Origin of the sequence: Arthrobacter sp. NPDC056493 (assembly GCF_042795115.1) — a bacterium.
Lineage (GTDB): Bacteria > Actinomycetota > Actinomycetes > Actinomycetales > Micrococcaceae > Arthrobacter.
Genome location: NZ_JBHTSL010000002.1, coordinates 32,910 through 56,447, shown reverse-complemented (window position 1 = coordinate 56,447; position 23,538 = coordinate 32,910). Strand labels below are relative to the sequence as shown.

21 protein-coding genes are annotated in these 23,538 nt (G+C 67.6%); 15 read left to right on the top strand and 6 right to left on the bottom strand.

From position 1 onward, the window contains the following. Window positions 1-24: 24 nt before the first annotated feature. The gene (locus ACFQ50_RS01195) at window positions 25-1,296 is read right to left on the bottom strand and encodes an ATP-binding protein (RefSeq protein WP_377993699.1); all 1,272 of its coding nucleotides are present in this window, start codon (window positions 1,294-1,296) and stop codon (window positions 25-27) included. Window positions 1,297-1,552: 256 nt separating this feature from the next. Between ACFQ50_RS01195 and uraD the strand changes: the two genes are divergently transcribed. The 6 genes from uraD (at window position 1,553) to purM (ending at window position 6,671) form a co-directional block, all read left to right on the top strand. Further along, the gene (gene uraD / locus ACFQ50_RS01190; protein WP_377993698.1) at window positions 1,553-2,050 is read left to right on the top strand and encodes a 2-oxo-4-hydroxy-4-carboxy-5-ureidoimidazoline decarboxylase; all 498 of its coding nucleotides are present in this window, start codon (window positions 1,553-1,555) and stop codon (window positions 2,048-2,050) included. Then, complete coding sequence (gene uraH, locus ACFQ50_RS01185; protein WP_377993697.1) at window positions 2,047-2,385, top strand: hydroxyisourate hydrolase; 339 nt, start codon at window positions 2,047-2,049, stop codon at window positions 2,383-2,385. The genes uraD and uraH overlap by 4 nt, the downstream gene beginning before the upstream one ends. Before the next feature lie 11 nt (window positions 2,386-2,396). Further along, window positions 2,397-3,254, top strand: coding sequence for a fumarylacetoacetate hydrolase family protein (locus ACFQ50_RS01180; protein WP_377993696.1), 858 nt, complete (start codon window positions 2,397-2,399; stop codon window positions 3,252-3,254). A 62-nt stretch (window positions 3,255-3,316) separates the two neighbouring features. Then, a complete protein-coding gene (locus tag ACFQ50_RS01175) occupies window positions 3,317-3,727 on the top strand; it encodes a hypothetical protein (RefSeq protein WP_377993695.1) in 411 nt (136 codons plus the stop codon). A 47-nt stretch (window positions 3,728-3,774) separates the two neighbouring features. Continuing rightward, window positions 3,775-5,508, top strand: coding sequence for an amidophosphoribosyltransferase (purF, locus tag ACFQ50_RS01170; RefSeq protein ID WP_377993694.1), 1,734 nt, complete (start codon window positions 3,775-3,777; stop codon window positions 5,506-5,508). Beyond that, a complete protein-coding gene (gene purM, locus ACFQ50_RS01165) occupies window positions 5,508-6,671 on the top strand; it encodes a phosphoribosylformylglycinamidine cyclo-ligase (RefSeq protein WP_377993693.1) in 1,164 nt (387 codons plus the stop codon). The genes purF and purM overlap by 1 nt, the downstream gene beginning before the upstream one ends. Window positions 6,672-6,755: 84 nt before the next feature. On the opposite strand, the gene ACFQ50_RS01160 is transcribed toward purM, so the two are convergent. Both ACFQ50_RS01160 and ACFQ50_RS01155 read right to left on the bottom strand, forming a co-directional pair. Next, the gene (locus ACFQ50_RS01160; protein WP_377993692.1) at window positions 6,756-7,550 is read right to left on the bottom strand and encodes a VOC family protein; all 795 of its coding nucleotides are present in this window, start codon (window positions 7,548-7,550) and stop codon (window positions 6,756-6,758) included. Between the two features lie 226 nt (window positions 7,551-7,776). Beyond that, window positions 7,777-8,010 carry a DUF3073 domain-containing protein gene (locus ACFQ50_RS01155; protein WP_003803040.1) on the bottom strand — a complete coding sequence of 78 codons (234 nt, stop codon included), beginning with the start codon at window positions 8,008-8,010 and terminating at the stop codon, window positions 7,777-7,779. A gap of 328 nt (window positions 8,011-8,338) precedes the next feature. Here ACFQ50_RS01155 and ACFQ50_RS01150 point away from each other — a divergent pair, with 328 nt between their 5' ends. Beyond that, the gene (locus tag ACFQ50_RS01150) at window positions 8,339-9,013 is read left to right on the top strand and encodes a septum formation family protein (RefSeq protein WP_377993691.1); all 675 of its coding nucleotides are present in this window, start codon (window positions 8,339-8,341) and stop codon (window positions 9,011-9,013) included. On the opposite strand, the gene clpB is transcribed toward ACFQ50_RS01150, so the two are convergent. Then, the gene (gene clpB / locus ACFQ50_RS01145; RefSeq protein WP_377993690.1) at window positions 9,010-11,667 is read right to left on the bottom strand and encodes an ATP-dependent chaperone ClpB; all 2,658 of its coding nucleotides are present in this window, start codon (window positions 11,665-11,667) and stop codon (window positions 9,010-9,012) included. The two genes, ACFQ50_RS01150 and clpB, sit on opposite strands and share 4 nt — an antisense overlap. 215 nt (window positions 11,668-11,882) lie before the next feature. Here clpB and ACFQ50_RS01140 point away from each other — a divergent pair, with 215 nt between their 5' ends. Further along, window positions 11,883-12,218, top strand: coding sequence for a hypothetical protein (locus ACFQ50_RS01140; RefSeq protein ID WP_306926337.1), 336 nt, complete (start codon window positions 11,883-11,885; stop codon window positions 12,216-12,218). 4 nt (window positions 12,219-12,222) lie between these two features. Here ACFQ50_RS01140 and ACFQ50_RS01135 read toward each other — a convergent pair whose 3' ends face one another. After that, window positions 12,223-13,020, bottom strand: coding sequence for a S1 family peptidase (locus ACFQ50_RS01135; RefSeq protein ID WP_377993689.1), 798 nt, complete (start codon window positions 13,018-13,020; stop codon window positions 12,223-12,225). Between the two features lie 215 nt (window positions 13,021-13,235). On the opposite strand from ACFQ50_RS01135, the gene ACFQ50_RS01130 reads away from it, so the two are divergent. Then, complete coding sequence (locus ACFQ50_RS01130) at window positions 13,236-14,405, top strand: metallophosphoesterase (protein ID WP_377993688.1); 1,170 nt, start codon at window positions 13,236-13,238, stop codon at window positions 14,403-14,405. A gap of 36 nt (window positions 14,406-14,441) precedes the next feature. Here the strand turns inward: ACFQ50_RS01130 and ACFQ50_RS01125 are convergent, their stop codons facing one another. Further along, window positions 14,442-15,575 (bottom strand): glycoside hydrolase family 16 protein, encoded by a 1,134-nt coding sequence (locus tag ACFQ50_RS01125; protein ID WP_377993687.1) that lies wholly within the window; start codon window positions 15,573-15,575, stop codon window positions 14,442-14,444. Window positions 15,576-15,797: 222 nt separating this feature from the next. Here ACFQ50_RS01125 and ACFQ50_RS01120 point away from each other — a divergent pair, with 222 nt between their 5' ends. The 6 genes from ACFQ50_RS01120 to ACFQ50_RS01095 all read left to right on the top strand — a co-directional run bounded on the left by ACFQ50_RS01120 (window position 15,798) and on the right by ACFQ50_RS01095 (window position 23,387). After that, entirely contained in the window at window positions 15,798-16,661 is an 864-nt protein-coding gene (locus ACFQ50_RS01120; protein WP_377993686.1) for a glycosyltransferase family 2 protein, read from the top strand. A gap of 1 nt (window position 16,662) precedes the next feature. Beyond that, on the top strand, window positions 16,663-17,661 hold the full coding sequence (locus ACFQ50_RS01115) for a glycosyltransferase (protein WP_377993685.1): 999 nt from the start codon (window positions 16,663-16,665) through the stop codon (window positions 17,659-17,661). A 70-nt stretch (window positions 17,662-17,731) separates the two neighbouring features. Next, window positions 17,732-18,832, top strand: a complete 1,101-nt coding sequence (locus ACFQ50_RS01110; protein WP_377993684.1) for a hypothetical protein — start codon at window positions 17,732-17,734, stop codon at window positions 18,830-18,832. A 1-nt stretch (window position 18,833) separates the two neighbouring features. Beyond that, on the top strand, window positions 18,834-20,954 hold the full coding sequence (locus ACFQ50_RS01105) for a glycosyltransferase (protein ID WP_377993683.1): 2,121 nt from the start codon (window positions 18,834-18,836) through the stop codon (window positions 20,952-20,954). Then, window positions 20,951-22,981, top strand: a complete 2,031-nt coding sequence (locus ACFQ50_RS01100) for a hypothetical protein (protein ID WP_377993682.1) — start codon at window positions 20,951-20,953, stop codon at window positions 22,979-22,981. Before ACFQ50_RS01105 ends, ACFQ50_RS01100 begins: the two co-directional genes overlap by 4 nt. Further along, the gene (locus ACFQ50_RS01095) at window positions 22,971-23,387 is read left to right on the top strand and encodes a hypothetical protein (protein WP_377993681.1); all 417 of its coding nucleotides are present in this window, start codon (window positions 22,971-22,973) and stop codon (window positions 23,385-23,387) included. The genes ACFQ50_RS01100 and ACFQ50_RS01095 overlap by 11 nt, the downstream gene beginning before the upstream one ends. Window positions 23,388-23,538: the final 151 nt, after the last annotated feature.

Sequence of the window (23,538 nt, the reverse complement as noted above, 5' to 3'; positions counted from 1 at the left end):
TGCCGCGGCGGCCCACGGCGCCGCTCACGGGGCGGCGGGGAACGTCAGCACCACGGTGGTTCCGCCGCCGAGGCTCTCCGTCAGCGTCAGGTCACCCCCGTGTGCCTGCGCGATCCGCCTGCAGGTGGCCAGGCCAAGCCCGGATCCCGGGCCGTCCCCGTCCCGGTGCAGTCGGACCAGCGGCTCCAGCACGCGCTGCCTGTCCTCCGGCCTGATTCCCTTGCCGTTGTCCGCAACCAGGACCGCGGTCCCGTGATAGTTGGAGACCGCCGTGATCCGGATTTCCAGGGGACGTTCCGGGCTGCGGTAGTTCAGCGAGTTGGCGAGCAGATTCTGCAGCAGTGCGCGCAGCTGGAGCGGATCGGCGTGCAGCTGCGCGTCGTCGGAGTCCAGCGTGGCTCCGGCTCCGAACGGGATGCCAAGGTCCCGCGCGACGTCCGCGGCGGCCCCGCGCAAAGAGACGGGCTGCGGATGGAGGGCACCGCCCACCTTCGAATAGTCCAGAACATCCTCGAGCATGGCCAGCATGCGCCGCCCGCTGGCGCCGATGAGCTGGACGTACTCGGCGGCCGGATGCTCCGGCGGCATGTCCGGATCGTCCTCGCTCAGTTCCACATAGCCGAGGATCGTGGTCAGCGGAATGCGCAGGTCGTGGCTGACGCGGCCCGCGAACTCGCCCAGTTTGGCGTTGCTCCGCCGCACTTCATCCAGCGCCACGTTCAGCTGCAGCGTCCTGTGCTGGAGTTCGAGCAGCTCCACGGTCTGCTGGGCGAGGAGCTCCAGCATGTGGATCTGCTCCGGCCCGGGGTTTGCGGGTGCATCGGAGAAAACGCACAGCGAGCCCAACACGAAGCCCGAGGCGGTTTCCAGCGGCACCGAGGCGTAAAAACGGACGCGCGCGATCTCGCCGGTCACAAACGGATTGTTCGCGAAGCGCGGGTCCGTGGACGCGTCGCTGACGACGGTGGTTTCCCGGGTCAGGAAGACGCGGGCGCACATCGAGTCTTCACGGGAACAGATGCCCGGTTCGACGCCCGACGCCGCGATCTGGCGCTGCTGGTCCGCGGTAATCACATTCACCACACTGAAGGGCACGTGGCACAGCTTGGCCGCCAGGTCCACGAGGTTGTCCAGGGCGCTGCGGGCAGCGTCGGTGCGGGCGGTGCCATAGTGGGAGGGGCCGCCGACGGGTGGGAGGGCGCTGACTTCCCTGTCGCCCAGCAGCCCGTACGCCTGGAGCGCGGCCTGCCGGTCACCGTCCTGCTCCGGGAGCGTCCGAGCGCTGGTGCCTTTCATCCGTCCCCTAACCCCATGCGGGACTCCGACCCAGCGTCAAGTCCCCCCGACGCCGATACTATCCGGCCAAGCTCACCCCCTGCTGTAGTCTCTTGACACCGGCGGACCTGCTCGGCTTCACTATTACGTATGCTGAAATAACAGTTCCATGATGCGGAACTCGCCCTCCCGGATGGGGGTGGCGATCGCCGGGAGAGTATCCGGCCCTCCGCATAGCCGTCACCATGGATGCCAGCATCTGCCTGAGGATCACAACGTGAAGCTTGCCGAATTCAATGCCGCGGACAGGGACGCTGCGAACGCAGTCCTGCGTCCCTGCATCGACGTCCCGCGCTGGGTGGACCAGATCGCCGCTGCGCGCCCGTTCGCCTCCCGCCAGGAGCTCTTCGACGGAGCCCGTGCCGCCGCGGCGCCCTTCACTCCGGATGAGGTCGAAGGCGCCATGGCACACCATCCGAGGATCGGCGAACGCCCCGCCGCGCAGACCACCGAGGCCGCCATGTCCCGGTCCGAGCAGGCAGGCGTGGACCCTGCCGACGCCGGGGTGGCCGACGCCCTGGCCCGCGGCAACCGCGCGTACGAGGAAAAATTCGGCCGGGTCTTCCTGATCCGCGCCGCCGGACGCACCGCCCCCGAAATCCTGGCAGCGCTGAACGGGCGCCTGGCCAACACCCCGGCGCAGGAAGACGCCATCGTCGCGCAGCAGCTGCGGGAAATCGCGCTGCTCCGCCTGGAGGGAGTGATCAGCGAATGAGCGTTTCCCACGTGACAACCCACGTCCTGGACACCGGCGCCGGACGCCCGGCGGCGGGTATCGCCGTCGTGCTTTACGCGAACGACGGCGGCAGCTGGACAAAGCTGGGCGGCGGCACCACCGATTCGGACGGCCGCGCGAAGGACCTGGGACCGGAGGTCCTGGCGCCCGGGAACTACCGGCTCAACTTCGCCATCGGCGACTACTACGCCCGGCAGGGCGGCACGACGTTCTTCCCGGAGGTGGACCTGGTCTTCGAGGTCACCGGCACCGAGCACTACCATGTGCCGCTGCTGCTGAGCCCGTTCGCCTACTCCACCTACCGCGGCAGCTGAAAGGAGACAGAATGCGGCTGATGCGCATTGGCCCCGCGGGCAACGAGGTCCCGGTAATCATCGACGACGAGGGCCAGGCCTACGACCTGCGGCCGGTCACCCAGGACATTGACGGGAACTTCCTGCAGGCCTGGGCCGGCCAGCTGCCGGACCTGGACCTGAGCGGGCTTCCCCGGGTGAGCGTCGACGGCAAACGGATCGGCGCGCCGATCGCCAGGCCCGGCGCCGTGATCGGCGTGGGGCTGAACTACGCCGCGCACGCCGCGGAATCCGGCCTGCCCGTGCCGGAGCGGCCCATCATCTTCTTCAAACATCCCAACACCGTGGTGGGCCCCGACGACGACGTCGTCATCCCGCCCGGGGCGCAGCGGGTGGACTGGGAGGTGGAGTTGGGCGTGGTCATCGGCCGGCGTGCCAGCTACCTGTCGTCCGACGCCGAAGCTGCAGGGTGCATCGCGGGTTACGTCCTGTCCAACGATGTCTCCGAGCGCGAGTACCAGCTGGAGCACTCCGGGCCGCAGTGGTCGCTGGGCAAGTCCTGCCCCACCTTCAACCCGGTGGGGCCGTGGCTGGTGCCCGCCGCAGCAGTTCAGCCCGACGATATCCGTCTGTCTTCCTGGGTCAACGACGAGGTCCGCCAGGACAGCTCGACGGCGGACATGGTGTTCGGGCCCGCCGAACTGGTCCGCCGGCTGTCGCAGTACATGGTCCTGGAACCCGGGGACCTCATCACCACCGGCACCCCGGAAGGCGTGGCACTGTCCGGCCGCTTCCCGTACCTGCAGGCCGGGGACGTCATGCGGATGTCCGGCGGGAACCTCCTGGGTGAACAGCGGCAGCGGCTGGTGCCGGCGGGGCCGCAGGCCTGAACGGTGTTGGCCTGAAGCCGCGGGGGCGGGCCGGCAGCGTGGATGACAGTAGGCTAGATGGCATGTCTTCCGACCAGCCCACCCCCGAACAGCGCGAAATTCCTGAACGGCGCGAGATCACCGTCCGGCGCGCCCCCAAGTATGTTCCCTTCCTGATCCTGGGCGGGCTGGTGGGCTTCGCCGCGGCGGCGGTCATTGCGTACGCACTGCCCGGCGATGCCAGCTACGACCGAGGCGCCGTGTACGGCTTCTTCATGGTGCCGTGCGCCGCGGCCGGTGTGATTCTCGGCGCAATTGCCGCCCTGGTGCTGGACCGGGCCAGCGTGCGCCGCGCCCGCCGCGGCGTCGTCGAAGCAGTGCCCGAAGCGGAACATCCCGCCCCCGGCACGGAACATCCCGCCCCGGGCACCGAATCCGGCACTGCGCCGGAGCGGACCACGGACGACGGCGGCGGGCCCGGCCCGCGGTCATAATCCGGCGGCCGGAATTTCCCTACCCCATGACGTGAGATAATCGACCAGTGGCACGCGGCGATGGAAAACTTTCTCATGATCTTCTCCCTGGCGAAAAAGGCCCGATGGACGCTTGCGGCGTCTTCGGCGTCTGGGCACCAGGTGAAGAAGTAGCAAAACTTACCTACTACGGGCTGTACGCGCTGCAGCACCGCGGTCAGGAGTCGGCTGGTATAGCCACCAGCGACGGCAAGCGGATCAACGTCTACAAGGACATGGGCCTCGTGTCCCAGGTCTTCGACGAGACCACGCTTAACACCCTGACCGGGCACCTGGCCGTCGGCCACTGCCGCTACTCCACCACCGGCGCCAGCCACTGGGCAAACGCGCAGCCCACGCTCGGCGCCACCGCCACCGGCACGGTGGCCCTGGCGCACAACGGCAACCTCACCAACACGGCCGAACTGAACGCCATGATCCAGGAGCGCAACGGCGGCCAGCTCAGCGGCGAAATGAAGCAGGGCAACACCTCGGACACCGCCCTGGTGACAGCACTGCTGGAAGGCGAAGAGGGCAAGACCCTCGAGGAGACCGCCGTCGAACTCCTTCCCAAGATCCGCGGCGGCTTCTGCTTCGTATTCATGGACGAGGGCACGCTCTACGCAGCCCGCGACACCTTCGGCATCCGCCCGCTCTGCCTGGGCAGGCTGGAACGCGGCTGGGTGGTGGCCTCCGAGCAGTCCGCCCTCGCCACCGTCGGCGCGAGCTTCATCCGGGAGATCGAGCCCGGCGAGTTCATCGCCATCGACGAGCAGGGCGTGCGGTCCCAGCGCTTCGCGGACCCGACGCCAGCGGGCTGCGTTTTCGAATACGTCTACCTCGCGCGCCCCGACGCCGCGATCGCCGGGCGGTCCGTGTACGAATCCCGCGTGGAGATGGGCCGCCAGCTGGCCCGCGAAAACACCCAGGAAGCGGACATCGTCATTCCCGTCCCCGAGTCCGGCACCCCCGCGGCGGTGGGCTACGCCGAGGAATCCGGCATCCCCTTCGCCCACGGCTTCGTCAAGAACTCGTACGTGGGCCGCACGTTCATCCAGCCCTCGCAGACGCTGCGCCAGCTGGGCATCAGGCTCAAGCTCAACGCCCTCGAGTCCGTGATCCGCGGCAAGCGCGTTGTAGTGGTGGACGACTCGATCGTCCGCGGCAACACCCAGCGCGCCATCGTCCGGATGCTCCGCGAAGCCGGCGCCGCATCCGTGCACGTGAAGATCTCCTCCCCGCCCGTGCAGTGGCCCTGCTTCTACGGCATCGACTTCGCCTCCCGCGCGGAGCTGATCGCCAACGGCGCCACCATCGAGGAAATCTCCCAGGCCATCGGCGCCGACTCGCTGGCCTACATTTCCGAGGACGGCATGATCAACGCCACCCGGCAGCCGCGCGAACGGCTCTGCACTGCCTGCTTTACCGGCAAATACCCCATCGAGCTCCCCGGCGCGGACAAGCTCGGTAAGAACCTGCTGGAGCGCACGGACCTGGGCGGACTGCCCGCCGTGTCCGGCGCCGCCCCCGCCGCCGCCTCGGATGCGGACGCCGCCGCTGAAGCCGCCATCGAACCGGCTGCTGCCACCCCGGGCAACCCGGACAGCATCCCGGTGACCGAGGATCCCGCGGAAAAGCCGGGTGCCACCGGCTGTGACCCGGGGCCGGATTCCGAGCTCGAGAACCTGCTCACCGACGCCGACCGCGTGCCCGATCTCCACCACGACGCTGCGACCGTCGGCGCTGACAAGAAAGAGTCCTGATGACTTCCGCTTCCTCCACTGCTGACATGAATGCTGCCCAGAACAACACCGGCATCACCTATGCGGCCGCCGGTGTGGACGTCGAGGCCGGCGACCGCGCCGTCGAACTCATGAAGGACGCCGTCAAGGCGACCCACAACACGTCGGTGATCGGCGGCGTCGGCGGTTTTGCAGGCCTGTATGACGTCTCCAGGCTCCTGACCTACAAGAAGCCCCTGCTCGCCACGTCCACCGACGGCGTGGGCACCAAGGTGGCCATCGCGCAGGCCATGGACATCCACGACACCATCGGCTACGACCTTGTGGGCATGGTGGTTGACGACATCGTGGTGGTGGGCGCAGAGCCGCTGTACATGACCGACTACATCGCCTGCGGCAAGGTTGTACCGGAGCGCATCGCGGACATCGTCCGCGGCATCGCTGCCGCCTGCTCCGTGGCCGGCACCGCGCTGGTGGGCGGCGAAACCGCCGAGCACCCCGGCCTGCTGGGCGAGCACGAGTACGACGTCGCCGGTGCCGCCACCGGCGTTGTGGAAGCTGACGCGCTGCTCGGACCGGACCGCGTCCGCGCCGGCGACGTAGTGATCGGCATGGCCTCCTCCGGCCTGCACTCCAACGGCTACTCGCTGGTCCGCCGCGTCATCAACCACGCCGGCTGGGCCCTGGACCGCCAGGTCTCCGAACTCGGCCGCACGCTGGGCGAGGAACTCCTGGAACCCACCCGCGTCTACGCCGCCGACTGCCTGGACCTGGCGCGGGCCTTCCCTGTCACGGCGGACAAGGCCGTGCACGGTTTCAGCCACGTCACCGGCGGCGGCCTGGCCGCCAACCTGGCCCGCGTCCTCCCGCAGGGCCTTGTGGCCACCGTTGACCGCTCCACCTGGGAGCTGCCCGCCATCTTCAAGCTGGTCTCCGAACTGGGCCGCGTGCCGCTGCCCGACCTGGAGCGCACGCTGAACCTCGGCGTCGGCATGGTGGCAGTGGTTTCCGCCGAAGCCGCAGACGCTGCCGTGGCCCGCCTGAACGAGCGCGGCCTGCCGTCCTGGATCATGGGCTCCGTCAGCGCCGATTCCGATGATGTGGTCAAGACCGGCCCGGACTACGTCCAGGGCGCCAAGGGCGTGGACGGCGGCGCAGTCCAGCTGGTCAACGCCTACGCGTAACTATCCCATCGAGTGCTCCGTAACTGCCGTTTAGAACCCTCATAAGGGCAGTTACGGAGCATTCGGCGTTTAAGAGTGCTGCTGTTAGACCTCCAGGACGCTGAATACGCCGCCCTGCGGGTCCTTCAGGGTGGCGATGGTGCCGCCGTCGTCGTCGAATTCCGGCTCCACCAGCACCTCGGCTCCGGCACAGACGGCCGACAGCACCGCTTCCTTGACGCTGGAGACGCCGAAGTAGACCTGCCAGCCGCGGCTTCCGGGCTCGCCGTCATCGTCGTCCCCGTCCTCTTCCAGAGCAGGGGCGATGCCAGCCACCTCCGCGCCGTTCACCATCAGCGTGGTGTAGGTTCCGCCGTCGTCCTGCGGGTATTCGGTTACCTCGTGCCCGAACAGCTGCTGGAAGAATCCGACGGCGGCCTGCGGCTCGGGCGTGATCAGTTCCGCCCAGGTGAACGCGCCTGGCTCGTTGTGCCGCCCGCTGCCCGGGTGGGTACCGGCCTGCCATACACCGGTGGCGCCGCCGCCCGGCGGCTCCACAAACACCATGGTGCCGGTGTCCCCGATGTCCTCCGGTCCGAACTGCACCGTGCCGCCGGCGGGGGCGGTTTCCTCCGCGGTGGACCGGGCGTCATCCGTGGCGAAGTAGACGTTCCACTGCGCGGGCCGCTTTGTTTCGCCCTGCTGCGGCTGCGGTGCCACCGTGGCCACGAGGTCGTCATCCAGGAAGGCCTTGGCGTAGCTGCGGCCGTCCGGAGTCGGCAGGTCTTCGTAGCGCCACCCGAAAACAGCGGCGTAGAACGCCTTGGCGGCAGCCACATCCGGCGTCTGGACGTCCGCCCAACAGAGCTCTCCGAGGGTGTACCCGCTGCGCTGAACCATGCGTCCGTACCTTTCGTTGGCTGAGTTTCCTCCAGCCTAAGTCCTTGAGGGCACGGCTGCATGAAGAACGCAAAAGGCCCGTTGGGCACGCCAAAGACTGGCGTGCCCAACGGGCCTGATAATTTTTGCGACACCTTGGAGCGGGCAACCCGAATGCGGGAAATACCCAGGAGGTGTACGACGGCGCCGTGCAGAAAACTGCCTGACGGCAGTTCAGCGGGAACGACTAACCGATACGACGGCTGTCTACCTCGTCGTCGTCTTCATCCAAATCGTCCGCGTACTTATCCACGTAGGCTGAATAGTCCGGCTCGACCGGTTCATTCGCGAAATGGCTCGTGGCACGACTTCCCGGACCCGTGAGCTCACGCTGTAGGGCCGAATAATCGGTGTTCGGGGAGTAGTACTTGATGTCCCGAGCCTGCTTGGTAGCTTTTGCCTTTTGACGGCCGCGCCCCATGGCGTGACCCCCTTTTGTACTTGGACCGGAGGTGGTCACCTTTGGCGATCGGTGAGGCCCCGGAATGTTTGGTCAATTTGTCGTATCCCTAGATTACATGCTTTCGGCGGCATCTGCTTGCCACGCGGGCCGCCGGAGGCCGCCGCAGCCCGCTTCTCCGCGGCAATCCGGGGCTCGCGCAGTTTTTTTGTTCGATAGAGTCTCCTGAACGACTGAAATTAAGCGAGCGGGGGAATCCGGTTACCGGCCGCACGGGCCACACCGCGGAAACGCAATATTTGCCGGATGCCCGACGCCGAGCGACCGCCTGGAAGGGGTGCCGCCCCATATGAATGACAACGATCCCAGTCACGACGGGGAACGCGGGCCGGCCCGCGTTATCACCGTGCAGCCCGACCCGGGTACACGCGGACCGGCAGAACCCAAAAGCCTCACCGGGTCGATCCGCTCCCGGCTCGCGCGGCCCGAGGTCCGGCAAACCCTACTCAAAGCCGGCTTTGTGGCTGCGCTGCTGGTGGCCGGCGGCCTGCTCGTATGGCTCCTGACGTCACTCCTCGCCACTGCCACCATGCAGGCGGCCAACCGGCCCGAAGCGGCAGCGGCGGAGCCCTCCCCCGCCCCGCCGGCCGCGTCTCCCCGCCCCAGCCTGCCGTTGGCCAGCGTGGGTCCGCTGGACTTCCGGGTAGGCGACTGCTTCAGGGACTTCGACCCCGAGGCATCCAAGTCCACGATCGTTGCGTGCACCACCGATCATTCCGCCCAACTGGTGGCGGTCACCCACTACGCCGGCAGTGACGGGTACCCGGGCCGTGACGCCCTGAAGACCAGGGCCAGGGAGACGTGCCAGACGGCGGCCCTGACAGAGAAGTCCAACGCCTACAACCTGAACTACCGGCTCGCTTACCCGAGCACGGCCAGCTGGGGCAAGGGCGACCGCCGCGTGGACTGCTACGTCACCGCATCCGGCAACATCATCAAGGCAAGCCTGCTCCCGTCCCGCTAGTCCCGGCGGCGGACGGTGAGTCCGCTGCCCATGGGAGGGCCGCCGTCGAGACCTGAGAGTGCCTCCAGGCCCTCCACGGTGAGTTCCCCGAGGTCCGCGGCAGTGTCCACCAGCACGGTGTCGCCGTCGGAGATTTCACCGGCCAGGATGGCTTTCGCCAGCCGGTCGCCGATTTCGCGCTGCACGAGGCGGCGCAGCGGCCGGGCACCGTACGCAGCATCGAAGCCGGACATCGCCAGCCACGAGCGGGCACCTTCGGTGACCTCCAGCGCGAGCCGCCGCTCATGCAGGCGCTTGGCCAGCTCCGCCACCTGCAGCTCGACGATCCGGGCCAGTTCATCGACGGACAGCGGATCGAACAGCACCACCTCGTCCAGCCGGTTCAGGAACTCCGGCTTGAAGGAGGCGTTCACCGTGGCCATCACCGCGTTGCGCTTGGCGTTCGCATCGAGCGTCGGGTCCACGAGGAACTGGCTGCCCAGGTTTGAGGTGAGCACCAGGATCACGTTGCGGAAGTCCACCGTGCGGCCCTGGCCGTCGGTGAGGCGGCCGTCGTCGAGCACCTGCAGCAGGATGTCGAACACCTCGGGATGGGCCTTTTCCACCTCGTCCAGCAGCACCACCGAGTACGGCCGGCGTCGGACGGCCTCGGTGAGCTGGCCGCCCTCCTCGTAGCCGACGTAGCCGGGAGGCGCACCGACGAGGCGCGCCACGGAGTGCTTCTCGCTGTACTCGGACATGTCGATCCGCACCATGGCGCGTTCGTCGTCGAACAGGAAGTCCGCGAGCGCCTTGGCGAGCTCGGTTTTGCCGACGCCGGTAGGACCCAGGAACAGGAAGGAACCGGTGGGCCTGTTGGGGTCGCTGATGCCGGCCCGGGCGCGGCGCACGGCGTCGGATACGGCGGTAACGGCCTTGGACTGGCCGATCAGCCGCCTGCCGAGCTCCTCCTCCATGTGCAGCAGCTTCTGGCTTTCGCCCTGCAGCATGCGGCCGGCCGGAATGCCGGTCCACGCGGCGATGACCTCGGCGATGTCGGTGGCGGTGACCTCTTCAGCCACCATCAGGGCGGACTTGTCCGCGACGGCGGCCTCGGCCTCGGCGGCGTCGCTCAGCTCGCGCTCCAGGGCCGGAATTTCGCCGTAAAGGATCCGGGACGCCGTCTCCAGGTCACCCTCGCGCTGTGCCTTGTCCGCCGTGGACCGCAGCTCATCCAGCTTTGCCTTCAGGTCGCCCACGCGGTTCAGGCCGGCCTTCTCGGCTTCCCAACGGGCGTTGAGGCCGGCCAGTTGCTCCTTCTTGTCCGCCATGTCGGCCCGCAGGGCAGCAAGCCGCTCCACGGACGCAGCGTCGGTCTCGCCCTGCAGGGCGAGTTCCTCCATCGTGAGCCGGTCGACGGCGCGCCGCAGCTGGTCGATCTCCTCCGGGGCGGAGTCGATCTCCATGCGCAGCCGGGAGGCGGCCTCGTCGACGAGGTCGATCGCCTTGTCCGGCAGCTGCCGGCCGGAAATGTAGCGGTTGGAGAGCGTCGCGGCAGCCACCAGCGCGGAGTCGGCGATGGCAACCTTGTGGTGGGCCTCGTACCGCTCCTTCAGTCCGCGGAGGATGCCGATGGTGTCGTCCACGCTGGGCTCCCCGACGTACACCTGCTGGAAGCGCCGCTCCAGGGCAGGGTCCTTCTCGATGTTCTCGCGGTATTCGTCGAGCGTGGTGGCGCCGATCAGCCGCAGCTCACCGCGGGCCAGCATGGGCTTGAGCATGTTGCCGGCGTCCATGGCGCTTTCGCCGCTGGCACCGGCACCCACCACGGTGTGCAGCTCATCGATGAACGTCACGATCCGGCCGTCGGAGTTCTTGATCTCCTCAAGGACGGCCTTGAGCCGCTCCTCAAACTCGCCGCGGTACTTGGCGCCGGCAACCATGGAGGCCAGGTCCAGGGAGATCAGGGTCTTGCCCCGAAGGCTCTCCGGCACGTCGCCCGCGACCATCCGCTGGGCCAGGCCCTCGACGACGGCGGTCTTGCCGACGCCCGGTTCGCCGATCAGCACGGGGTTGTTCTTGGTCCGGCGGCTGAGCACCTGCACCACGCGGCGGATTTCGCTGTCACGGCCGATGACCGGATCGAGCTTCCCGGAACGCGCCACGGCGGTGAGGTCAGTGCCGAATTTTTCCAGGGCCTGGAAGGTGTTCTCGGGGTCGGGCGAACTGACCTTGCGGTCGCCGCGGACACTTGGCAGGGCGGCCGCCAGCGCCTCATGGGACGCGCCGGCGTCGCGCAGCAGCCTGCCCACGCCATCGCTTCCGGCCGAAAGACCCAGCAGCAGGTGCTCGGTGGAGACGAAGGAATCACCAAGCTTGTCGGCCTCGTTCTGGGCGTTCTGGATCGCCTGCAGGGAAGGCCGGGAGAGCTGGGCCTGCTGGACCGAGCTTCCCGACGTGGCGGGCAGGGCCTTGATGGCGGTACTGGACTGCACGCTGACGGCGTCCGGATCGGCTCCGGTGGCGCGGAGGAGCGCCACGGCGACACCCTCCCGCTGATCCATCAGCGCCTTGAGCAGGTGTGCGGGTTCCACCTGCGGGTTCCCTGCCGTGGAGGCATTCATGGCGGCAGCCGAAAGAGCCTCCTGGCTCTTGGTGGTGAATTTGACGTCCAAAGAGAGCTCCTTTCGAAGACGGTTTAGATGAGTTGAGTCTACTACGCTCAACTTTGCTTTTTCAGGTCCTCACGGCCAGGTTTTCCCACAGCGAAATGCACCTCTTGCGGACGGGCGAATTTTCCGTGAACGGTGGCCCTTGAACTGTATCGCCGCCGGCCGAATCCCCCTAGGATCAACCTGTGGCTGCCACTACCCCAGAGACAGGACCGGCAATGAAGAAGTTTGTAGTTCTTTACAACGCACCGCAGTCGGCACAATCCCAGATGGCGGAGAGTTCCCCCGAGGCCGCCCAGGAAGGCATGAAGGCGTGGATGGAGTGGGCATCCCGGGCCGGCAGCGGCATCGTGGACATGGGCCAACCCCTGGGCGCAGGCAAGGAGGTCAGCCAGTCGGGCACCTCGGACACGAACACCAGCGTGGGCGGCTACGGCATTCTGCAGGCCGAGGACATGGACGGCGCCTTGGCCCTGCTCGAGGGGCACCCGCACCTCATGATGCCCGGCGCCAGCATCCAGGTGTACGAGACCCTCGACCTGCCCGGAATGTAACCCGCTAGGAGCCCCGGACCCCCGAGACGCTGGTGATCCAGGCGAGGTTGCGCACCACGGAGGCGTGGTCGTTGTAGTAGCCGGTGTAACTCGAAGGGTTCGGGGCCGGCAGGATGTCCGATGTGGACAGGACGCCTGCAAGCTTGCCGTTCACGACCAGCGGGCCGCCGGAGTCGCCGTCGAGCGTGTGGCCGCTTTCCGACCTCGTCCGGACAGACGGGCCGCCATAGTTGTCCACACCCTGCCACACCACCGAGACGTCCGCCGCCTTGAGGTAGTAGGACATGGCACCGGATCCCTCGGACTGATACCCCCAGCCATACACTCTGGCGGTGGTTCCGGTGGCGGGAAAGGAACCGGACAGGCCCACGTAGGAGCCGTAGTACGGCGTGGCCAGCTTCAGCAGCAGGACATCGCCGGCAGGTGCGGGGTAGCGCCCGGCGACCGTACGGACCACACCCCCGGCTCCGAGGTAGCTGGTACCCAGCCGGACCGACCTCAGGCTCGTGGAGTTGCAGTGCTTGGCCGTGATGACCCAGCTGGCAGCGATCAGACTGCCGGTGCACTGCACATTGGTGCCTGCGGCGTCGAAGGAAACTTGCGCCGCGAAGGGGGCGGCTGAAACTGTGGTGGTACCGCCACCGGCTATATCCCTGCTGAAGGTGCCGCCATCATGGGGCGCCGGCACCTCTTTGACGGGCACGCCTTGGGCCGCGGTGGCCTGGGCCGGCAGGGCGCAGAGAACGGGAGCCAGCAGCGCCGCACCGGCCGCGGCCGCAGCCAGGATTTTTGCGATCTTCAATGTGGGGCTCCTTAGCGTTGGGTGCGAGAGGTCCGGCTGCGAGCGTACGTGCAGTGACAGAATTTGTCATATTCATTACGAAGCCTGTCACTGCCATCCGGGCCGGGACCGGTGTCTGGCACGGCGGTATTGCGGGCACTACCCTGAGGCCTAGCAGTACTTCCTGTTCCCCAGCCTGCAGCGGCAACAGGCTCAGTTCCGTGATGTGAGGGACCATGACCGGACCGTCGAAACAGCGTGGATGGGCTGGCCTGATACGGGCCGCCGTTCTCGGGCTGGCGCTGCTGCTCACCGGATGCCAGCCGGGCCCGCCCGCGCCCCCGCCGTCGTCCGGGGGGCCGGTTTCACCCGGCACGTCCCGGCCGCCGGCAACGGCAGAGCCTTCCAGCCCGGCGGTTCCCTCCCCGCCAGGGACGTCCTCCCCCACGCGGCCTTCCCCGGCTGAGCCCCCTGCCTCCCCCGAGCCAGGGTCTGTCCACTTCACGGCCCAGGGCGATATCGGGCTGAGCACGGGGGCAAGGGACGTTCTGGACACGATTCGCGGCCTTCGTCCTGAGCTGAACCTGGCCCTGGGCGACTTCTCCTACGAGGCAGGGCGCGAGCAGGACTTCTGTGACATGGTCACCGGAAAGCTGGGCGGTGGCTTTCCTTACCAGGTTGTCACGGGAAACCACGAGAGCGACGGCCACGACGGCGACATCGCCAACATCGTGAACTGCCTGCCCAACAGACTCTCCGGACTTCAGGGGGAGTACGGAATCCAGTGGTACGCGGACTACCCGGAACGGAATCCGCTGGTGCGTTTCATCATGGTGTCCCCCGGCATCGAATTCCACGACGGAAACACCCTGGACTACTCCAGGGGAAGCGAGCGCTGGCAGTGGACCGCGGCCGCGCTTGACGGCGCGAAGTCCAAGCACATCCCGTGGACTGTCGTGGGCATGCACACCCCGTGCCTCAGCGTGGGCAAATACGGCTGCCAGGCCGGGCGCGACTTCACCAACCTGCTCATCGACAAGAAGGCTGACCTGGTGCTGACGGGGCACGACCACATTTACCAGCGAAGCCACCAACTGGGTGCCGGCCAGGGTTGCCCGGCGCTGGTGCCGGACACGTTCTCCGGCGGCTGCCTCGCCGACTCGAACGGCCCCATGGTCCAGGGCGCCGGAACCGTCTTCGCCACTGTGGGCACCGGCGGTGTGGGGCTCTACGAGGTGCACGACCAGGATCCCGAAGCCCCCTACTTCGCCACCTGGTCAGGGAAAAACCGGGACGCCGCCCTCGGCACCCTGGATGTGACGGCCACCGCGGACCGGCTCTCAGCACGGTTCGTTCCGGCGGCAGGCTACTCCTTTACGGACACGTTCGAGATCGGACGGAAGTAGCCGGCCCGGAGACTGCCGGGCCGGCGGACCGGCCCCCTAGGCCCGTTTCCAGATGGCGATCCAGTCCAGGTAGACGTGCCCCGCCGTCTCCGGCTTCGGGCAGCCGAACAGGCAGGCCTCGGTCTGCAGAATGTAGTGCATGGGGATGTTGGGGGTCAGTGAGGTTCCCGCCCCGAGCGAGCGGCCGTCGAGGAAAAACTCGACCTTGCCCGGGCTCCACTCCATCGTGGCCACGTGCCACTGCGTGAAGGTGGTGTCTGAGTAGATGATGTCCGTGGCGTAGGGGTCGTTCCCCATCTTGTGCACGGCGCCGTAGAACTTCGTTGAGAGGTCCCCCTCGGGGTAGTCGAGTTCGCCGTCACGGGGCCAGATCCCGCTGTCCGGCCACAGCAGCCAGGCCGTCTTGAAGCCGCGCAGCGGATCGGCCTTGAACCGTACCGAGAACCTCCCGTAGAGGAGGCTGTTGTCCCGGTGCGGGTTGGTGCTGCTGTTCGGAATTTTCGGGGTGGGTGCGGCCCCCATCGAAACACCGTCCTCCGTGTGCAGGTACCAGTCCAGCATGCCGTTCTGCACGCTGAGCACCTTGGAGGGGTAGTAGCCGGACTTCGCACCCCGCTGACCGGCTGTGTCCGGCGTGCCGTCCACATAGCCGGCGCTCCACTTCGCGGCGTAGGCAGGTCCCGGAAATCCGCCAACGGGCACGTCCCCCTGGTTGAAGTCCTCCCGGAACACCTGTTTCCACCCGGGCAGGTCGCCCGTGGGCAGTTCCTGCAGCAACGGGTCAACTGCGGGCACCTTCGCGGTCAGTGGTTTGGGTGCGGGCGGTGCCACCGGGGCGGCGGTTGAGGGCGGCGCGGCGACCGATGGGCCAGTTGCCCGGGCCGCGGCCCGGGAAGGCGCCGGCCTGGATGGCGACGGCGGGGCGGGCTTGGCAGCGCCCGTTTCCGTTCCCTGAGGTGCAGACGCAGTGGATCCGGCCGCTGACGCCGCAGTCGGATCGGTGGCCGATGGTTCTGCTGCTGCAGGCCGGTCCGCCTGGAGCCGCTGCGCTTCAGTGGCCACCGTCCCGTAAACCGTCAGCGCCGCGACCGCCGCGAGCACAGCCAGCCGCCCGGCGGGTCCGGGCAAAGTGCGGCGCCCACGGTGCCTGCCGTGGGCTGAGTTAACCATGGGGCAAGTGTGGCACCCGTGACTGCTGCATCCAAGGATTCTGCGACCCCTAAAACTGGGGTTACTTCAAGCGATCCCAAGCTTTTTACAAGTTGGCGGGCCGAACATGTTCCGAGGGGGAGTGCAAGCAAAGTTGCCAGTACCGCAGCAGCAGGCGCTTCTATTTCCCGTATCCAGCCGGGGAGGCTGCTCGGGAGGGGCATAGGCATACGACTCCGATGAGTGGTGAGGCTAGTGACCATCCCTATACAAGTTTCATCTGTTCGTGCACCAAATGTGATACCGGTTCCCCTGGCCTCCATCAGCGTGGTAATCCCCACCCTCAATGAAGCCTTTAACCTCCCATGGGTCCTTCGACGCATGCCCTCGTATGTGGACGAAGTGGTGATTGTCGACGGCCGTTCCCTGGACAGCACCGTCGACGTGGCCCGCGCGCTGCGCCTGGACGTCGTGGTGGTCTCCGAGCCCCAGGCAGGCAAAGGCTTCGCCGTCCGGGCCGGGCTGTCTGCGGCATCCGGGGACATCATTGTCATGCTGGACGCCGACGGAAGCATGGATCCGCAGGAAATTGGCTGGTTCATTTCACCTCTCCAGCATGAGTTCGACTTCGTCAAGGGCTCCCGGTATGTCACAGGCGGCGGTTCCGAGGACATCACACTGCTCCGCAGCGCCGGCAACCGGACCCTGACCCGGCTGGCCAACCTTGTCCTGCACAGCAATTACTCGGATCTTTGCTACGGCTACATCGCCATGCGGCGGGAGTGCCTGCAGATCCTTGAACTGAAATCGGAAGGGTTCGAAATTGAAACCGAGCTGATCGTCCGTGCCTCCAGGGCAGGCCTGCGGATCGCCGAGGTGCCCAGCAACGAACTGAACCGGATCTCCGGCAACTCCAATCTTCATACTTTCCGCGACGGATGGCGGGTACTGCGGACCCTGGCCCGTGAATGCGTGGGCTGGGAAGCACCCACGGCCGGTGCCCGGCCCGAGTCGCTCAGGCGCGTGAAATACAGGTACCCCAGCTTGACCCTCCCCCACATTCCGACGGATCCGGCAACCGTCCTTGGCCTGATAGCGGGTGATTAAGGTGAACCATGCTGAAGGGCTCCCGGCCGTTTCGGTGGTGATCTGCTCCTACACGGAAGACCGGTGGGACCGGCTGATGGCCGCCGTCGAATCCGTCCGCGCCCAAACCGTCCCGCCGCAGCAGACGATCCTGGTGGTGGACTACAACGTGGACCTCTACAAACGGCTCATCTTTACGGTCGATGATGTGGTGATCCTGGAGAACACCGGCCCCAAAGGCCTCTCCGGAGCTCGGAACACAGGCGCCGCGGCGGCGACGGCCGGCGTCGTTGCCTTCCTTGATGACGACGCGGTGGCGGCCCCGGACTGGCTGCAGCGGCTGACGGCCCTCTACGACGACCCCGATGTGCTGGCCGTGGGCGGACGCGTCCTGCCGGATTGGGAAACAAGCCGGCCGGACTATTTCGGCGAGGAGCTGGACTGGATCATCGGCTGCACGCACCGCGGCCTGCCCAAGGTGGCGGCCGAAGTGCGCAACGTCATCGGCGCCAACATGTCCTTCCGTTCCCAGGTTCTGCAGGTGGTGGGAGGATTCAACACTGCGCTGGGCCGGCAGAATTCGCTGCCCCTGGGCTGCGAGGAGACGGAGATCTGCATCCGGGCGGTCATCGGTTCGCCCGGAGGCCGGGTGGTGTACGAGCCGGCCGCGCTGGTGAACCACTATGTTCCCGCCCAGCGGGGCACGCTCAGCTACATGCTGCGGCGGGCCTGGTCCGAGGGGATATCAAAAGCCATGGTCAGCAAGATCGTCGGCCACAAGCGCGCCCTGGGGCCCGAGCGCCGGTACGTCCGCAGCGTGCTGCCGCGTGCCGTCGCATCGGGCATAGCGGGCAGGATCCGGGGAACGGATTCCGCCGGCCTGCGCCGGGCAGCGGCCATGGTCGCAGTGCTGGCCGTCACAACCTGCGGGTACATCCGGGGACGCCGCATGCCCCTCGATCCGGCGAACGCGGGACTCGCGCCGCACGAGCCACACGTCAGCTGGAGGGAAGTCAAATGATCCGGATGTACCCGCAGTACACCCCTGCCCAGATGGCCGGGACCAACGAGACCGCTGGAGGCCACGGGGCATGAGTCAGTCCGAAAAAGAATTCCTGCGGGATTCGCTCCCGTCCACTGGCACCAGCTTCGATGTCCACGGCCTCGTGGGCATCGACGTGGCCCCCGGCACCCCCGGCGAAGCACAGCTGCGGGACATGCTCGCACCGTTCCTGGGTCCGTCCCGGGCACCGCTCCGGCTGCATGTTAGCGCCGATACGGCGGAGGTAGCGGACCAGTCGCACGCCGAGGATGCCTACCGGTTCACGGCGGAGTCGCTCTACATCCCGGCTGACCGCGTCCAGGTCCAGGAAACCCGCGACGGTTACTCGGTGCGGGGCCGCGGCGAGCTGCTGACCGCCGTCATTCCCTTGCTGGACCGGCTGTGCATCCGGGAGAACGCCGCCATGATCCACGCTGCCGTGGTCGACTTCCGCGGTTCGGGGGTCCTCCTTCCGGCGTGGGGCGGCGTGGGCAAGACCAGCACGGTCGCGAAACTTGTAGCCATGCCCGGCGTGCGCTTCATGGCCGATGACTGGGCGTTCCTGGATGCCGACGGCATGCTCATGGGCTACGCGAAGCCGATGTTCCTCAAGCCGCACCATCGCAGGATCTACCCCGAGGTCTTCAGCGGCGCCCGCAAGCCCCTCGCACCGGGCTGGCTCACTAATACGGTGGCCCACCTCGCCACGGCCGTCCATCCGGTGATCGTCCGCTATCCGAAGACCGCCGCCTTCACGCGCCGCTGGTCCCCGGAGCACCGCATGGTCCATCCGGAGCTGGTCTTCGGGCAGGACGGCATCTCCTCGGCGGCGCTCACCCGGCTGGCCATTTTCCTTGAACGGTATGACGGTTCCGAAGCCCGCCTGGAGACCCGCAGCCAGGAATGGATGACCTCCCGCATCGTCGGGAACTTCCATTCGGAGCTCCCGGTCGTGTCACGGCGGCTGATCGAGGCCCTCGGCGCGACAGGGCTGGTGCCGCTGGAGGAATTCTTCAGCCAGAAGGCAGCCGTGGTGCGCCGGGCACTGGACGACGTGCCCTGTTCCCTGCTCCGGATCCCCGCCTCGTGGTCCGCCGACCGGACGTCCGACTACGTTGCCGGCCTGATCAGCTCCAAGCTGGAGGAGTAACATGGGCGCCCACGTGAGCGACCTCGAGGTGTCCGTGGTGGTTCCCGCGCGGAACGCAGCCCACTGGCTCGGCGAATGCCTGGAATCCATCCGCGCCGAAAAACCGCGCGAGATCATCGTGGTGGACGGCTGCTCCACGGACAACACGGTGGAGATCGCACGCTCCATGGGCGCCCGGGTCATCTCCGACGAGGGCCGCGGGCTGCCGGCAGCGCGGATGCTCGGCGTCGAGAACGCCTGCTCCGACCTCGTTGCGCTGATCGATGCCGACGTCGTCCTGCCGCCAGGTGCCCTCGGCGGGCTCCTGGACGAGTTCAAGGCCTGCGGCTACGACGGCCTGCAGTTCGACCTGGTCAGCGAAGCGGACGGTCCAGGGTACTGGGGTGCCGCCCTGGCCTGGCACCACATCCACAGCAGGGTCCGCTCATGGTTCGGCGTGTGCGCCACCCTCATGCGCCGGAAGGTCCTGCTGTCCGTGCCATTCGACGACACCTTCCGCTCCGGCGAGGACATCGAGCTCAGGATCCGGCTTGAAGACGCCGGCTACCGGGTAGGCGTTTCCAGCACCACAGCGGTGCGGCACCGGTTTATGGACTCCTTCGACGCCGCGCGCGACCAGTGGCTCCAGGACGGAGCCGGACTGGCCCGCACCATCCGCAAGCACCCGGGCCGCGGCGGCTGGCTGTTGGTGCTGCCGCTGCTGGCCACGATCCGGGGAGTCGGCCTGTCGCTGCTGCATGCGCCCCGTTTCCTCGCCTACTGGGTCTGCTTCCTGCTCTACAACTACAGATCGATGTTCGGCGAACTGCTGCGCCCGCCCGGCACGGGCCTCTCCGTGGGCGGGAACGCAGCCTGGCTGACGGCCGCGCGTGTGGCACCGATGGTCACCGGGTTCCTGTTCTGGGCATTGGCGGCGATCATGTTGCCTCCAGAGCAGCTCGGCATGGGATCCGCCGTGGTGGCCGCAGCGCTCCTGACGGTGCAACTGGGAATGCTTGGGGTAGGGCAAGCAACGCTCACCCTGCTTCCCGAACAGTCCGACGGCGGCCGGCGGCTGATTGCCAGCAGCCTCCTCAGCGTCGGGGTTTCCACAGTGGTTGTGTCCGGCGCGCTAGTTGCCGTGACCCATGCCCTGGGGTCCGGCCTGGGGCTGGCCTGGAATGATCCGCTCGTGACGGGGTTGTTCGCCGCCACTGCCTTGTTTGCCGCGACCGCGTACCAGCTGGATCATGTGGGCGTGGCACAGGAACGCTCCGACCGCGCCCTGGTCAGGAGCCTTGCCCAGAGTGTGGTTCAGCTGGCCGTACTGGGTATTGCGCTGGCCACCGGAATCCGGGAAGAAGCCGTTGTGGTCGGAGCTGTTGGCGCCGGCGCCATGGCCAGTGTGGTCCTCGGGCTGCGCCAGCTCAACCGTGCGGGGGTGTCGCCGGACTGGAAGCACGGACTCAGGCCCCGGCCGGCCCTGCGCCTGCTGAAGCCCGGCCTCCCGAACCATGCCCTGATGCTCGCCGACCGTGCCCCCGGCTACCTCCTTCCGCTGATCGTCGCCGCCGTCCTCGGCCCCGCCGCAACGGCGGCCTGGTACATGTTGTGGATGATGGCGTCCGCGGTGTTCTTTGTGCCGCAGTCGGCAGGGCTCTCGCTGCAGACCGCACTGGCCGGCGGCAGGTCCCGGCCCGGACTTGTCTCCTCGGCGCTCAAGACCAGCCTCGGCCTCACACTGGCAGCCGGTCTGCTGCTGCTGGCAGCCGGCCCCTACCTTCTTCGTTTCCTTGGGCCGGAGTACGCTGTGGCTGCCATCCTGCTCCCCATGCTGGTGCCCGCCCTGCTGCTGGGCTGCGTCACCCAGGTCTACTTCGGCGTGTGCCGGGCCGAGGGACGGCTTGCCGAAGCCACGGCCGTGGCGGTGTCAGCCGCTGTCCTCATCGTGGCCCCGGCCGCCTTCACCGCCCAACAGTTCGGCCTCACCGGCGTCTCGGCCCTCTGGGCCGCCGCCCAGGCCGCAGCAGCCCTGATGGCCGCCTGGCGCCTCAGGAGGCTGACCCACCCCATGCCCGCCGCTGAACCGGTCAAGGTTGCACCAGCGGCCCTCCGCCAGCCGACCGGAAGTGAGAAGCCATGACACCCGAACCGACGTCCACGGCACCGGCGGCTCCACCGCCGCCGGCTCCACCAACGCCCGCGCCTCCCTCGCACGCCCCGCACCGGCACGCAGAACCCAAACACGGGGAAACGCAGCACGGCAACGGCCACCACGACCCCCGGCATAGCGAAGCCAAGCACGGGGAAACCAAGCACGGCGAGCACGCCGAAACCAAGCACAGTGGTGCCAGGCACGGCGGGACGGAACCGCCCGCCGTCGTACATCATGGCCCCACGCCGCCCTGGAAGCTGATCACGCTGGCCGCATTGGCGGCGGCGGCGCTTACCCTCGGGATCTGGAGTCTGCTCGCCGTCGATCCTGCACGGATCGGCGGGACCGGGCTCGTGGAGGCGGTGCCGCCGGCCTTCTTCGTTGCCATCTTCCTGAGCCTGACCGGGTTCGTAGCCACACTGAACCTGCGCCGGCACACCCCCGTGCTGCTGGCCACGCAGGTACTGGTGCTCGTGGTGATCCTGCATTCCGCCGATCCGATCATTCACGGCCTGCCTCGCCTGCAAGCCAGCTACCGGCACCTTGGCATCGCCGACTACATCGCACAGTCCGGCCGGCTGGACACCAACCTGGACGCCTACTTTAACTGGCCCGGGTTCTTCGACCTGCTGGTCCAGCTGTCCGGCGCCACCGGCGTCAGTGACCTGATGGGCCTCGCCACCTGGGCGCCCCTGGGAATGAATCTGCTGCTGCTGGCACCGCTCCTGGCCCTGGCCCGGCGACTGACCTCGCAGCCGCGGCAGGCATGGGCGGGCGTCTGGCTCTTCTACCTGACCAGTTGGGTGGGGCAGGACTACCTCGCGCCCCAGGCGTACGCCTTCCTGCTCCTGGTCACCCTGCTGGCATGCCTGCTGAGCGCCTTCAGCGGCTGGGCCTGGCCGACAGGCAGCAACCGGCTTACCCAGTTCCTGGCACGGAGTGCCACCCGCCTGGATCCCACCGTGCCCCACCAGGGCATGTCCAGCCCGCCGCCAGTGGACACGGCCATCCTGCTGGTCATCAGCGCGGGACTCCTCGTGGCCATTACGGCGTCCCACCAGCTCACGCCGTTCGCCGCCATCCCGATCCTGGCTCTGTTCCTCCTGAGCGGCCGGCTCCGGATGCCGTCGCTGCCGATCCTCGCCGTGGTACTGCCTGTCGGATGGCTGGTATTCGTGGCAAAGGACTTCTTTGATGGCCATCTGACCCAACTGTTCGGCTCGTTCGGCGATGTCGAGGCGCATACGCTTGGCGCGCTGTCCGAGCGGGTAGTCGGCAGCGATTCGCACGTGCTGGTGGTCTACATGCGGCTGGCCGAAGTCGCGCTGGTGTGGCTCCTCGCCGCCCTTGGGGCGTTCCTGGCGCACCGGCGGCGTGCCGCCTGGCTCACCGCCGCGCTCGGCGCCCTGGCCCCGCTGCTTCTGATCCCCGGCCAGCCCTACGGGGGCGAGCTGATGATGCGCCTCTACCTGTTCAGCCTGCCGTTCGCTGCCTGCCTGGCCGTGCTGACGCTCATGCCGGACCGCCGGGGCGGCCCCGGCTGGCGGCGCGCGCTGGCCCTGCTGGCCATGGGGTCTGTCCTGGCGTCCATCACCATGGTCACGCGGTACGGCAACGACAGCATGGAGAAGTTCACGCCCGATGAAATCGCGCTGGTCAAGCAGCTCTACGCGACGGCCCCCGACGGCTCGATCCTCATCGAGGCGGTCCACAACACTCCGTGGCAGTTCCAGAAGTACGCCGACTACGACTACCGGGCCCTGACCATGGCCCAGCCGAAGCCGGGCGCGGAACCGCTGACCTGCGATGCAGCCGACAGGATCGCCCAGAAGGCCGGCGCGTACCTGATCGTCACCACAAGCCAGAAGGAGGCCGCGGACCTTCTCGAAACAACGCCTTCGGGGGATCTTGACCGCTTCATCGCCACCTGCGGCAGTTCGCCCGGCTGGTCAAAGCTGTTCGAGAACGCCGGTGGCGTGGTCTTCCACATCCAAGGAGCAGGCAATGGCAATTGATCGCAGATACATCGCATGGGTCGTGGCGGCCTTCGCCGTCGCCGCGGTGCCGCTGTCGTTTTTCGGTCCGGAGGCACTGCGGCTGGTGGTCATCGGCCTCCTGATGCTCGCCGGCCCGGGAACAGCCCTGGTTCTCTACCTCCGGTTCGGCTCCGCAGATCCGGAAGCCGAGGGAGACGCCGACGGAGCCGGCGCCCACCGCTCGGCCGCGCAGAGCACCCTCCCGCTGACCATCTCCATCGCCGTGGCGTCAAGCCTGGCCCTGTCCACGATCGTGTCGACGGCCATGGTGTTCGCCCAAATGTGGTCCCCGCCCGTGGCGGTGCTGGTGCTGTCGTTGGTCACCCTCCTCCTGCTGGTCCTCGGCGCCAAGAGGTCCCGGGCAGCCCTGGCAGGTGCGTCATGATCGTCTTTTTGGCTGGCTTTGCCACTGTGGTGGCAGTGCTCACGTGTGATGCCTTGCGCATAGTTCGGCCGGATGCCCCCCTGCCGAAAGCTGCGGTGTACACCGCAGCGGCTCTCCTTTCCCTAATCTGCGTTTCGCTTCTGACCAGGCT

Coding starts and splice junctions, on each gene's coding strand:
- ACFQ50_RS01195 (WP_377993699.1), bottom strand. CDS start 1,296: ATGAAAGGCACCAGCGCTCGGACGCTCCCGGAGCAGGACGGTGACCGG.
- uraH (WP_377993697.1), top strand. CDS start 2,047: ATGAGCGTTTCCCACGTGACAACCCACGTCCTGGACACCGGCGCCGGA.
- ACFQ50_RS01180 (WP_377993696.1), top strand. CDS start 2,397: ATGCGGCTGATGCGCATTGGCCCCGCGGGCAACGAGGTCCCGGTAATC.
- ACFQ50_RS01175 (WP_377993695.1), top strand. CDS start 3,317: ATGTCTTCCGACCAGCCCACCCCCGAACAGCGCGAAATTCCTGAACGG.
- purM (WP_377993693.1), top strand. CDS start 5,508: ATGACTTCCGCTTCCTCCACTGCTGACATGAATGCTGCCCAGAACAAC.
- ACFQ50_RS01160 (WP_377993692.1), bottom strand. CDS start 7,550: ATGGTTCAGCGCAGCGGGTACACCCTCGGAGAGCTCTGTTGGGCGGAC.
- ACFQ50_RS01155 (WP_003803040.1), bottom strand. CDS start 8,010: ATGGGGCGCGGCCGTCAAAAGGCAAAAGCTACCAAGCAGGCTCGGGAC.
- ACFQ50_RS01150 (WP_377993691.1), top strand. CDS start 8,339: ATGAATGACAACGATCCCAGTCACGACGGGGAACGCGGGCCGGCCCGC.
- ACFQ50_RS01140 (WP_306926337.1), top strand. CDS start 11,883: ATGAAGAAGTTTGTAGTTCTTTACAACGCACCGCAGTCGGCACAATCC.
- ACFQ50_RS01130 (WP_377993688.1), top strand. CDS start 13,236: ATGACCGGACCGTCGAAACAGCGTGGATGGGCTGGCCTGATACGGGCC.
- ACFQ50_RS01125 (WP_377993687.1), bottom strand. CDS start 15,575: ATGGTTAACTCAGCCCACGGCAGGCACCGTGGGCGCCGCACTTTGCCC.
- ACFQ50_RS01110 (WP_377993684.1), top strand. CDS start 17,732: ATGAGTCAGTCCGAAAAAGAATTCCTGCGGGATTCGCTCCCGTCCACT.
- ACFQ50_RS01105 (WP_377993683.1), top strand. CDS start 18,834: ATGGGCGCCCACGTGAGCGACCTCGAGGTGTCCGTGGTGGTTCCCGCG.
- ACFQ50_RS01100 (WP_377993682.1), top strand. CDS start 20,951: ATGACACCCGAACCGACGTCCACGGCACCGGCGGCTCCACCGCCGCCG.
- ACFQ50_RS01095 (WP_377993681.1), top strand. CDS start 22,971: ATGGCAATTGATCGCAGATACATCGCATGGGTCGTGGCGGCCTTCGCC.